Below are 12,670 nucleotides of genomic sequence, written 5' to 3'. Positions count from 1 at the left end.
CCCGGCTGCATTCCCGCAGAGCGCGGGAACGATCATGTGCGCTGTATGTTCAGCGCTTTACAGCAGTGGGCCTGGAATGTTCCGCCCGCTTGCTCAACTGCTCAAACACCGCCGGATACGCCGGCCGTTCCACATACCGCCCGGCACCGCGTTCGGCGCGCAGGTCGCCATCGGCCCAGACCAGCTTGCCCTGGCTGATGGTGTGGCTCGGCACGCCGCGCACAGTCTTGCCTTCGAAGATGTTGAAGTCGACTTTCTGGTGGTGGGTCTTGGCCGAAATCGTCCGCGTGCCCGCCGGGTCCCACAGCACCAGATCCGCATCGGCGCCGACGCGGATCGCGCCTTTGCGTGGGTAAAGGTTGAAGATCTTCGCGGTGTTGGTGGAGGTCAGCGCGACGAATTCCTGCATCGACAGGCGCCCGGTGTTCACGCCTTCGTCCCACAACAGCGCCATGCGGTCTTCGATACCGGCGGTGCCGTTGGGGATTTTGCTGAAATCGTCACGGCCAGCGGCTTTTTGCTCGGCGCAGAAGCAGCAATGGTCGGTGGCGGTGGTGTGCAGGTTGCCCGATTGCAGGCCGTGCCACAGCGCCTCCTGATGCCCACGCGGGCGGAACGGCGGGCTCATCACGTAGCCGGCGGCGGTTTGCCAGTCGGGGTGTTGGTAGACGCTGTCGTCGAGCAGCAAGTGGCCGGCGAGCACTTCGCCGTACACTGGCTGGCCCTTGGCACGGGCGTAGGTAATTTCATCCAGCGCTTCCTGGGTGGACACGTGCACCAGGTACAGCGGCGTGCCGAGCGTTTCGGCGATGCGGATCGCGCGGCTGGCCGCTTCGCCTTCCACTTGGGAGGGGCGCGACAGCGGGTGCGCTTCTGGCCCGGTGATGCCCTGGGCCATCAGCTTGCGTTGCAGGTGATACACCAGCTCGCCGTTTTCCGCGTGCACGGTGGGCACCGCGCCGAGTTCCAGGCAGCGTTCGAAGCTTGCAACCAGGGTGTCATCGGCGGCCATGATCGCGTTCTTGTAGGCCATGAAATGCTTGAAGCTGTTGATGCCGTGGTGGCTGACCAGCTCGGCCATTTCCTCGCGGACCTGCTCGCTCCACCAGGTGATCGCCACGTGAAAACCGTAGTCGGCGGCGGATTTTTCCGCCCAGCCGCGCCACTGGTGAAAGGCTTCCATCAGCGATTGCTGCGGGTTGGGAATCACGAAGTCGATGATCGAGGTGGTGCCGCCCGCCAAGCCTGCCGCCGTGCCACTGAAAAAGTCTTCACTGGCCACGGTGCCCATGAAGGGCAGTTGCATATGGGTGTGGGGGTCGATGCCGCCGGGCATCAAGTATTGGCCGCTGCCATCGAGTAGTTCAGTGCCGGCGGGAATATCCAGATCCGTGCCAATGGCGCGAATTAGACCGTCTGCGCATAACACATCGGCGCGGTAACTTTCATCATGGGTAATAACGGTGGCGCCACGGATCAACAGCGACATGTCGAGTTCCTCACAGGCTTGACCGGCTTGTGCCAGTTCTAAGTGTTGTAATACTGCTTGCCGATGCTCAGTTAAATCCTGTCATCGATGACAGGAATAGAAACTAGCCCGAGTTTTTCGAATGAGCAAGAAGATTTTTTATAAGCTTATATCGTGTTTAAACTACTGATTATTAACGATAAAAAACGTAAATCACCAAAATGTGGCGACTGCTCACCATTTTGACGCACTTGACAGGTTCCTGATTTGAGCAACATTTCTTATTGCAAATCAGACGCTTGAGATATGCCCCTTGACGGCGGCAGGAAATAAAAATAATTGTGTTGCACCAGATTGAGTCCTGATGGTTCGGGCAACTTCCACATTATTTAGCCTGAGTAAGGTGGCAAGTACCCAAGGCTCAATCGGAAAGCTGATTAACATCAGCACGTTATATAAGCGGTGCGGGTTCAAGGTGGGTTGTCGGCACGGTTATTGAGTGCAGTGGCGGCTGGCCGGGCCCGTGATGTCATGTTGTTTACGAGGTACTCCGGCCACCCTGCGCTCAGCGTTGGGTGAGCAAAAATAATTCGAAAAAACCGTGGAGCGGCCATGCAACAGAACAGATCGCAAGTCATTGAGCGCAACGGCCTGTACGAACTCGACGCCGGCCCCGACGTCCTCGACAGCCCTCGCTACAACCACGACATGGCACCGACCAAGGTGCATGAACGCACCTGGAACAAATGGCACATCACCGCGCTGTGGGTCGGCATGTCGATCTGCGTGCCCACCTACACGCTGGGCGGAGTGTTGACCGCCTACTTCGGCTTGTCGGTGGGCGAGGCGCTGATGGCGATTTTGCTGGCCAATATCGTGGTGCTGATCCCGCTGACGCTTAACGCGTTCCCTGGCACCAAGTACGGCATTCCGTTTCCAGTATTGCTGCGTTCATCCTTTGGCATCCTTGGCTCCAACGTGCCGTGTCTGATTCGGGCGCTGGTGGCGTGTGGCTGGTTTGGCATTCAGACGATGTTCGGCGGGCTGGCGATTCACCTGTTTCTGGGCTCGATTTTCGACGGCTGGAAATCCCTCGGCGGCACCGGTGAAGTGATCGGCTTCATGATTTTCTGGTGCCTGAATCTGTGGGTGGTGCTGCGCGGCGCCGAGTCGATCAAGCGCCTGGAAACCTTGTCAGCGCCGCTGCTGGTGGCGGTGGGCATTGGCTTGTTGGTGTGGGCGATGCCCAATGTGTCACTCAGCGAGCTGATGGCGATTCCCCCAAAGCGTCCCGAAGGCGCGAGCCTTACCGGCTACTTCATGGCAGGCCTCACTGCGATGGTCGGCTTTTGGGCCACTTTGTCGCTGAATATTCCCGACTTCAGCCGCTACGCCAAAAGCCAGAAGGACCAGATCCTCGGGCAGATCTTCGGCCTGCCGCTGACCATGTTCCTGTTCGCCGCCCTCGGCGTGATCATGACCGCCGCGTCGGTGAAACTGGTGGGTGTCAGCGTTTCCGACCCGGTGACGTTGATCGGGCATATCCAGAGCCCGGTGTGGGTCGCGATTGCCATGCTGCTGATCATCATCGCCACCTTGTCCACCAACACCGCCGCCAACATCGTCTCACCCACCAACGACTTCCAGAACATCGCGCCCAAGCTGATCAACCGCACCACCGCGGTGATCCTCACCGGCCTGGTCGGGCTGGCGTTGATGGGCCATGAACTGCTGAAAAAGCTCGGGCTGATCGTCTCGAATGTGAGCCTGGAAACCGTGTATTCAAACTGGCTGCTGGGCTACTCCAGCCTGCTGGGGCCGATTGCCGGGATCATGGTGGTGGACTACTTCATCACCCGCAAACAGCAACTCGACCTGGCGGGCCTGTACCGCGACGACGTATACCCGGCGTGGAACTGGAGCGGTTTTGTCGCCTTCGGCGTGCCGGTGGTGCTGACCTTGCTGTCGCTGGGCAGCGATGCGTTCAGCTGGTTCTACAGCTACGGTTGGTTCACGGGTTCGGCGCTGGGCGGCGTGTTGTATTACGGCCTGAATGCCAAGCGCCGAGCCAGCACGGTTGCGCTAAAAACACCGCTGTAAAAAGCTCAAATGCAATCCAAAAGTGGGAGCGGGCTTGCTCGCGAAAGCGGTGAGTCAGTCAGCACATCAGTCGCTGACAAACTGCATTCGCGAGCAAGCCCGCTCCCACATTTTTGACCCTGTTCCAACCGTTGGAATCGAGTCAACCCATAAAAATGTAGCCTGAGGAGATCCCCATGAACGCTGCCCTGGACGTTCTGCAATCGACCCATCAGCACATCAACCGCGACCGTTTGTGGCAGTCGCTGATGGACCTGGCAAAATTCGGCGCCACGCCCAAAGGCGGTGTGTGCCGCCTGGCCCTCACCGACCTCGACCGCAAAGCCCGTGACCTGTTCGTGCAGTGGTGCGAGGAGGCCGGTTGCACGGTGACCATCGACGGCATCGGCAATATTTTCGCCCGTCGCCCAGGCCGCAATCCCAACCTGCCGCCGGTGATGACCGGCAGCCACATCGACACCCAGCCTACGGGCGGCAAGTTCGACGGCTGCTTTGGCGTACTGGCGGGTGTGGAAGTGCTGCGCACGCTCAACGACCTCAAGATCGAAACCGAAGCGCCGCTGGAGGTGGTGGTGTGGACCAACGAGGAAGGCTCGCGTTTCCCGCCGTGCATGATGGGCTCGGGGGTGTTTGCCGAGAAATTTACCTTGGCGGATACCTTGGCCAAGGTGGATGTGGACGGCATCAGCGTGGGCGATGCGTTGAATGCGATTGGCTATGCGGGCACACGGCCTGTTAGCGGACACAAGGTTGGTGCCTATTTTGAGGCGCATATCGAACAAGGGCCGATTCTTGAGGATGAGAAAAAAACTATCGGCGTGGTGCTGGGGGCGCTTGGGCAAAAATGGTTCGACCTGAAGTTGCGCGGTGTCGAGGCGCATGCGGGGCCGACGCCGATGCACTTGCGCAAGGATGCTCTGGTGGGGGCTGCCGCCGTAGTGGCTGCGGTAAATGCGGCGGCATTGGGGCATCAGCCGCATGCGTGTGGCACCGTGGGTTGCCTGCAGGCTTATCCGGGCTCGCGCAACGTCATCCCCGGTGAAGTGCGCATGACCCTGGACTTCCGTCACCTGGAGCCGGCACGCCTGGATTCAATGATTGCCCAGGTGCGCAAGGTGATCGACGAAACCTGTGCCAAACATGGGCTGACGTTTGAGCTGGAACCCACCGCCGACTTCCCACCGCTGTATTTCGACAAAGGCTGCGTGGACGCTGTGCGTGACGCGGCGAATGGGTTGGGCCTGTCGAACATGGACATCGTCAGCGGGGCAGGGCATGACGCGATCTTCGTCGCTGAACTCGGCCCGGCCGGGATGATCTTTGTGCCGTGTGAAGGCGGCATCAGCCACAACGAAATCGAGAACGCCGCCCCGGATGACCTGGCGGCGGGGTGTGCGGTGTTGTTGAGGGCAATGGTGGCGGCATCTGCTGCAATTGCCAGTGGCAAACTGGCTGCCTGATAGGCCGTTATCGCAGCATAGGTATCTACGTGGACTTGTTGTGTTGCGCTAGGGCTGTGACGGGTTTAGGTAGATTGAGTACATATCCGTTGCTGCGGTCACGGCCACCTATGGTTTCGCTCTTACAGCGAGTCACTTTTGGCAAACGCCCTGTATGGACCGGACACAAACGCCCCAAAAGTAACCAAAAGGTCTTTGCCCCACCACTCGGTGCCTCGCTAAGGCTCGGCATGCCCGCACTCCGGCCCGGTTCCGCGGGTCGCCGCGATGGGCCATCCCTGGCCCAGCGCGGCTAAACCGGCATCCCTGCCGGTTTACCCGCTCCACCGTGCCTACTTGCGGCCATCGTGGTTAACGGGGCCTGTCAGATCAAGATCAAGATCTACAGCACGGCGGCCTAGTAGCCGACCTGAGTGGTTGAAGCAAAAGCAGGGCAACAGCACAGCACAGCAAAAACAGATCAGAAGCAGAGCTGTTTTTCTGTGGGAGCTGGCTTGCCTGCGATGCAGACACCTCGGTACATCAGGCATACCCAGTTGATGCCTTCGCAGGCAAGCCAGCTCCCACCTTTGACCGAGTACACACATCTACCTGATGTACTGAGCTCAAAATGTGGGAGCGGGCTTGCTCGCGAATGCGGTGGGCCATTCACCAGATACATCAACTGACACACCGCCATGAAGCAGAAGCAGGGCAACAGCACAGCAAAAACAGATCAGAAGCAGAGCTGCTTTTCTGTGGGAGCTGGCTTGCCTTCGATGCAGACACCTCAGTACATCAGGCATAACCAGTTGATGCCATCGCAGGCAAGCCAGCTCCCACCTTTGACCGAGTACACACATCTACCTGATGTACTGAGCTCTAAATGTGGGAGCGGGCTTGCTCGCGAATGCGGTGGGCCATTCACCAGATACATCAACTGACACACCGCCATGAAGCAGAAGCAGGGCAACAGCACAGCAAAAACAGATCAGAAGCAGAGCTGCTTTTCTGTGGGAGCTGGCTTGCCTGCGATGCAGACACCTCAGTACATCAGGCATAACCAGTTGATGCCATCGCAGGCAAGCCAGCTCCCACATTTGACCGAGTACACACATCTACCTGATGCACTGCGATCCAAAATGTGGGAGCGGGCTTGCTCGCGAATGCGGTGGGCCATTCACCAGGTGCATCAACTGACACACCGCCATCGGGAGCAAGCCCCCTCCACAGTTAACCGAGTTCAGCTTCCAAGAACAAGTCGGCTGCCAGGCCGCCTTGGCTTTGCTTTTGATTCAACCACTCAGGTCGGCTACTAGGCCGCCGTGCTGTAGATCTTGATCTTGATTTTGATTTTGATCTTAGGCGCCCCGTCAACCACGCTGGCCGAACGCAGGCTTTGGAGCGGGGGTAAACCGGCAGGACGCCGGTTTAGCCGCGCTGGGCCAAGGATGGCCCATCGCGGCGGCCCCCGCTCCAAAGCCGGAGTGCGGGCACACCGAGCCTAGGCGAGGTGCCGAGTGGTGGGGCAAGAGCCTTTTGGTTACTTTTGGGCTCTTTTCAAAAGTGACCCGCCGTAAGGGCGGAACCAATATCAGCCAATGCCGCAGCAACGGATATGTACCCAGCGACCCCGTGACAACCACAGCACTCAACCCGAAAAAAAATGTGTAGATACCTATGGCTATCGCAGGCAAGCCAACTCCACATTAATCCCTGGCGTACTGACGAACCGAGTCAGGCGCCGGGTTGCCAGCCGCCGCCAAGTGCCGTCACCAGCCCCACACTGGCCTGCAACTGCCGCGTCTGCACCGCCTGCAACGTCCTCTGTGCTTGCAACGCCGCCGTCTGCGCCGTCACCACATCCAGGTAACTCACGGCCCCGGCCTGATAGCTGTTCATCGCCAGCGACTGCGTATGCTGCGCCGCGTCCGCCGCCGCTTGTTCATCCTGCGCTTCCTGTTGCAAATCCCGCAGTTGCGCGAGGTTATCTTCCACCTCGCGCACCGCTTTCAGCACATGGCTGCGGTACTGTGCCGAAGCTTCTTCAAACTCGGCTTTGGCCTGACGCTCATTGGCACTCAACCGCCCACCGTCAAAGATCGGCAAGTTCACCAACGGCCCCAGCGCCCAATACCGGTTGCCAGCGGACAGCAAATTACCAACCCCTTGCGTCTGCGCGCCTATCAACCCGGTCAAGCTGAAATCCGGATACCACGCCGCTTTGGCCACGCCGATGTTGGCGTTGGCCGCAAACACTCGGCGTTCCGCCGCGGCAATGTCCGGGCGACGTTGTAGCAGGTGGCTCGGCAACTGCGAAGGAATCCCCGGCAGCGCAATCAGTTGTTGGCTCGGCGGCAAGGTAAAATCACTGGCCGCCACACCCACCAACTCGCCAATCGCATGCTCGGTCAGGTTGCGTTGCCCGCGCACTTCATCCAATTGCGCCTTGGCTTCGGCCAGTTGGTTTTGCGCGCGAGTCAGGTCCAGCTCCGAGGCAATCTGGCCCTCGTAACGGCTGCGCGTGAGTTGCAACGCCTGGCTGAAATCATCCAGCGAGCTGTTCAGAATCCGGCTCTGCGCATCCAGCCCGTTGAGCTGCACATACAGCGTCGCCAACTGATGTTGCAGGCTCAGGCGCGCCACCGCCAGGTCGTCCCCGGACGCTTGCGCCTGGGCATCACCGGCGGCGACCTGGTTGCGGATTTTGCCCCACAGGTCCAGGTCGTAGCTCAGCGAGAAGCCCGCCGTATTGCTGTTGTACACCGACGGCTGGGTGTCGCCGCGCAGCGGTCGCGCGTCCGATTGTCGCTGGCGCAATGGCTGCGCGCTGGCGGTTATTTGCGGGAACAAGCCTGCGTGCAATTGGCTGGCATACGCCTGGGACGCATCGAAATGCGCCAGCGCCGCCGCCAGATCCGGGTTGGCCTTGAGCAGTTGCTGTTGCAGGTCCGTCAGGCACGAATCCTTGTAGAGCTTCCACCATTCGGGCGCCAGCTGGTCGGACGGCTGCGCGCTGTGCCACGGGCCATCGCTGGTCTGTTCGCGGTAGCCCGCGGGCAGGTCAACTGATGGCACCTTGTAGGTGGGCGCCATCGAGCAACCCTGCAATAGCAGCAGCATCAACGCCGCCAGGGGTTTAAGCCTTGGGCGCATGCGCACCTCCGGCGTCGGCCAGTTGCACGGGGTCGCCTTCGCGCAGCGCGTCGGGCGGGTTGTCGACCACGCGGTCGGCGGGTTTCAGGCCTTGGTCGATGACCAGGCGTTCGCCGAGGTCCAGGCCGATGTGGATGTCTTGCAGGTGCACGTGGTTCTGCGCGTCCAGCACCGCGACTTGAGTGCCTTGGGCGCGGAAAATCAGGGCGCTGGCCGGGATGCTCACGCCGTGAGTGTCCGCCGGAATCGGCAGTGTGGCCTCGGCATAGTCACCGGGCAGCAATTCGCCGTTGGGGTTGTCGGCGACGAACTGCGCCAGCAGGGTGCCGGAGCGGCGGTCGATGGCGGTGGAGTCGCCGATCAGGCGCGCCTTGAAGTGCTCGCCGGGGTGCTCGGGCACGGTCAGTTCAGCCTCCAGGCCTGGGTGGATCACCGCCGCGTAGTTTTGCGGCACTGGCACGTAGAGGCGCAGTTGGTGGGTGTCGGCGATGTTGAACAGTTCCGGATCGCTGTCGGTATCAGCCTTGATCAACTGGCCGATATCGGTGTTACGCGCGGTTATGGTGCCGGCGAACGGCGCGCGGATGGTCTTGTAGCTTTCCAGCGCCGACAGCCGTGCGTAGTCGGCGGCGGCCGCTTCGGCGTTGGCCTTGGCGGCGGCGGCGTTGGAGGTTTTTTCATCGGCCTCCTGACGTGATACCGAGTGGCTGGCCAACAGGTTTTGCCAGCGCGTGGCGGTGGTTTCGGCCAGGCGTGCGTTGGCCTGTTCCTGCACCAGGCGCGCGTGGGTCTGCGCCAGTTGCTGGTCGAGGTCGGGGCTGTCGATTTCGGCGAGGATTTGCCCGGCTTTGACCTGGGTGCCGATGTCGGCTTTCCAGTCCTTCAAATAACCACTGACCCGCGCGTGGATCGGCGCCTTGCTCCAGGCTTCAAGGTGCGCGGGCAGGCGCAAGGTGTCGCCGGCCACGTTCTGTTTCGGTTGGAACACCATCACTTGCGGGATGGCGGCGGTTTCGGTCCAGGCGGTGACCGATTGCTCGTGCATCGTGCGGGCGTGCAGGCCGTTGGCGACCAACAGGGCGGCCAGTGTCAGGCCGCCGACACCCATGAGCATCAGACGCTTGCGCGAGGGTTTGTGATCAGACGACATGTGAAGTTTCTCCAGCAGCTGCGCGAGTAGGGTGACGACCGTGGACCAGGCTGAAGACCACGGGAACAAACAACAGGGTGGCGATGGTGGCGAAGATCAAACCGCCGATCACCGCGCGGCCGAGGGGTGAGTTCTGCTCTTCGGACAACGCCAGCGGCAACATGCCGATGATCATCGCCAAGGCAGTCATGCACACCGGCCGGAAGCGCGTGTAACCGGCTTCCATCGCAGCCTTCAACGCATCGCCATGTTCGGCCAGGCGTTCACGGCAGAAGCTCACCACCAGGATCGAGTTGGCGGTGGCCACGCCCATACACAAAATGGCCCCGGTGAGTGCCGGCACCGACAGCGAGGTGCCGCTGAGGAACAGCATCCACACGATCCCCGCCAGTGCGGCCGGCAACGCGGTGATGATCACAAACGGGTCGGCCCAGGATTGGAAGTTGACCACGATCAGCAGGTAGATCAGCACCACGGCGCCGAGCAGGCCGAAGCTCAAACCACTGAAGGCTTCATGCAGCGCATCGATCTGCCCGTGCAGGCTGATTACCGCGCCTTTAGGGCGCATGGAGGCGGTGTCATCCAGCACTTTTTGCACGTCGCGGGCCACGCCGCCGAGGTCGCGGCCTTGCACGTTGGCGTACAGGTCCAGGGTCGGCTCGATGTTGTAGTGGGTCACCACCGCCGGGCTTTGCACGCGGGAGATAGTGGCCACGCCGCCGAGGATCTGCGACTGGCCATCGGCACCGGTGACCGGCAAGGCTTCCAGTGACGGCAGGCTGTCGAGCCGGTATTGCGGCGTTGCAGCGACGATGGAATACGACACGCCGTTGGCCGGGTTGAGCCAGAAGGTCGGTGCGGTTTGCGAGCTGCCGGCGAGGGAGGCGACCATGCTGTTGGTCACGTCACGCTCGGTAATGCCCAGGCCATTGGCGCGCATGCGGTCCACGTTAACTTGCAGCGATGGGTAGCCGGTGGACTGCTGGATGCGCAGGTCGGCGATGCCCGGAATGTGCGACAGGCGGCGTTCGAGTTCCACCGCATAGGCGCGGTTTTCTTCATCGCTGCGCCCGGAGATTTTCACGTCCAACGGGGCAGGTGCGCCGAAGTTGAGGATCTGGCTGCTGATGTCCGCCGGCAGGAATGCAAAGTGGCTGCCGGGGAAACTTTCCGGCAAGGCTTCACGCAGTTTTTTCACGTAGTCGGCGGTGGGCGCGTGGTCCTTTTTCAGCGTGACTTGGATGTCGCCATCCTGCGGGCCGATGGTGCCGCTGCTGCTGTAGGCCATGTCGATGCCGCTGAGCGGAATGCCGATGTTGTCGACGATGGTGTCGAGTTCTTCGGCGGGGATCACTTCGCGAATCCGCGCTTCAATGCGGTCGAAGGCTGCCGCGCTTTCTTCAATCCGCGTACCCAGCGGCAAGCGTACGTGAAGGGCGAGAGCGCCGGCGTCGGTGGCCGGGAAGAAGTCCTGGCCCAGGCTTGGCAGCAGCAGGAACGAAGCCAGCACGCAGGCCAGGAAGCCGACGATAAAACGCTTGCGATTGCCCAACGCGAGAACCAGCAAACCGTGATAGGTGTCGCGGATATTCGAGAAGTGCTGCTCGAAGCCTTGCTGGAAATTCAGCACCGATTGCAGCACCGCATTGCGCGGTTTCTTGTGCTGCTCACCTTCATGGTGGTTGATGAATTCGTCTTCCGGGTGGTGCCCTGCGCCTGGCTCCGGCGTGTGTGGCTTGAGCAGGAACATCGCCAGGGTCGGCACCAAGGTGCGCGAGAGGATGAACGAGCTGGCCATGGCAAAGATCACCGCCAGGGCCATCGGCCGGAACAGGTAGCCGGCGATGCCTTGCAGCAGGAACATCGGCACGAACACGATGCAGATGCACAGCAGCGAGACGAACGCCGGGCCGACGATTTGCGCGGCGCCGTCGAGGATCGCGGTCTTCACCGCTTTGCCTTGTTCCAGGTGCCAGTTGATGTTTTCGATGGTCACCGTGGCGTCGTCCACCAGAATCCCCACCGCCAACGCCAACCCGCCGAGGGTCATGACGTTGAGGGTTTGCCCGGTGACCGCCAGCAGCGCGATGGCCGACAGCACGGCCAGCGGAATCGACGCGGCAATGATCAGCGTCGAACGCCAGCTGCCGAGGAACAGCAGGATCATCGCACTGGTCAACAGCGCGGCGATGATGCCTTCCTGGGCCACGCTGCCCACCGATTGTTTAACGAACACCGAGGCGTCACCCAGCAGCGAAGTCTTCAACGACGGCGGCAGGGTTTCGTTGATGCGCGGCAGCATCTGGCGGATGCCGTCGATGATCGACAAGGTGGAGATGCTGCCGTTTTTCAACGCTGGCATCAGCACCGCACGGTGGCCGTCGACGCGCACGATGTTGGTTTGCGGCGGTGAGCCGTCACGCACGTGGGCCACTTGGCCGATGGTGATCAGCGCGCCGTCGACGGTCTTGATCGGCAGGTCGTTGAGCTCATCAATCGCCTTGGGGCTGTTGTTGAGCAAAATCGTGTATTCGTTGGGGCCGAGCTTGGCGGTGCCCACCGGGATGATCTGGTTTTGCAGAGCCAGGGCGTTGCCCACGTCCTGCGCCGACAGGCCTTTGGCAGCCAACGCTTGTGGGTCGAGGTCGAGGGTGATCTGGCGTTGTTTGCCGCCCATTGGCGTGGGCATGGCCAGGCCGGGCAGGGCACTCAACGGCAGGCGAATGTTGTTCTGTACCAGGTCGCGGATCTTGGCTTCCGACAGGCTGGGGCTGGAGAACGCCATTTGCAGGATCGGCACGGTGGAGGCGCTGTAGTTGAGGATCAGCGGCGGCGTAATGCCCGGTGGCATTTGCTTGAGCACCGTTTGTGACACGGCGGTCACTTGGGCGTTGGCGGTGCGGATGTCCACGCCGGGCTGGAAGAAGATCTTGACGATGCCCATGCCGGGCAGCGATTGCGATTCGATGTGTTCGATGTCGTTAACGGTGGTGCTCAGGGAGCGTTCATAGGTGTAGATCACCCGACCGGCCATCGCGTCCGGCGACAGGCCGTTGTACTGCCAAACCACGGCGACGACAGGGATGCCGATATCGGGGAAAACATCCGTAGGGGTTTTCAGGGCCGCCATCGGCCCGACGATACAGATGAATATGGCCAACACGATAAACGTGTACGGCTTTTGCAGTGCGGTCTTTACCAGCCCGAGCATGCGTGAACCTCCGAGGGAGCAGAATTGCAAACCCCGGCAGTCTTGCCAGACCCACCTAACACGCACCTTTCAGCCAGGTGAAGGAACATTTAGTTAACGACTGAAGATCGTTTCATATGTATTCATTTGTTCTACATAGGGCAGCT

General features: G+C 60.9%; 6 protein-coding genes. 2 read left to right on the top strand and 4 right to left on the bottom strand.

From position 1 onward, the window contains the following. Positions 1-49 precede the first annotated feature (49 nt). Positions 50-1,489, bottom strand: a complete 1,440-nt coding sequence (hydA, locus tag ACA065_RS19170; RefSeq protein ID WP_497691049.1) for a dihydropyrimidinase — start codon at positions 1,487-1,489, stop codon at positions 50-52. A gap of 591 nt (positions 1,490-2,080) precedes the next feature. Between hydA and ACA065_RS19165 the strand changes: the two genes are divergently transcribed. Both ACA065_RS19165 and ACA065_RS19160 read left to right on the top strand, forming a co-directional pair. Next, the gene (locus ACA065_RS19165; protein WP_497691048.1) at positions 2,081-3,568 is read left to right on the top strand and encodes an NCS1 family nucleobase:cation symporter-1; all 1,488 of its coding nucleotides are present in this window, start codon (positions 2,081-2,083) and stop codon (positions 3,566-3,568) included. 176 nt (positions 3,569-3,744) lie between these two features. Then, a complete protein-coding gene (locus ACA065_RS19160) occupies positions 3,745-5,028 on the top strand; it encodes a Zn-dependent hydrolase (protein WP_497691047.1) in 1,284 nt (427 codons plus the stop codon). Positions 5,029-6,744: 1,716 nt separating this feature from the next. Here the strand turns inward: ACA065_RS19160 and ACA065_RS19155 are convergent. The 3 genes from ACA065_RS19155 to ACA065_RS19145 are packed head-to-tail and all read right to left on the bottom strand — an operon-like array spanning position 6,745 to position 12,524. After that, positions 6,745-8,163 (bottom strand): efflux transporter outer membrane subunit, encoded by a 1,419-nt coding sequence (locus ACA065_RS19155; RefSeq protein WP_497691046.1) that lies wholly within the window; start codon positions 8,161-8,163, stop codon positions 6,745-6,747. Beyond that, on the bottom strand, positions 8,147-9,313 hold the full coding sequence (locus ACA065_RS19150) for an efflux RND transporter periplasmic adaptor subunit (RefSeq protein WP_497691045.1): 1,167 nt from the start codon (positions 9,311-9,313) through the stop codon (positions 8,147-8,149). Before ACA065_RS19150 ends, ACA065_RS19155 begins: the two co-directional genes overlap by 17 nt. Next, positions 9,303-12,524 (bottom strand): efflux RND transporter permease subunit, encoded by a 3,222-nt coding sequence (locus ACA065_RS19145; protein ID WP_497691044.1) that lies wholly within the window; start codon positions 12,522-12,524, stop codon positions 9,303-9,305. The genes ACA065_RS19150 and ACA065_RS19145 overlap by 11 nt, the downstream gene beginning before the upstream one ends. Between the last annotated feature and the right edge of the window lie 146 nt (positions 12,525-12,670).

This window comes from Pseudomonas sp. LBUM1640 (assembly GCF_059716225.1).
This window is presented reverse-complemented; position numbering and strand designations above follow the sequence as displayed.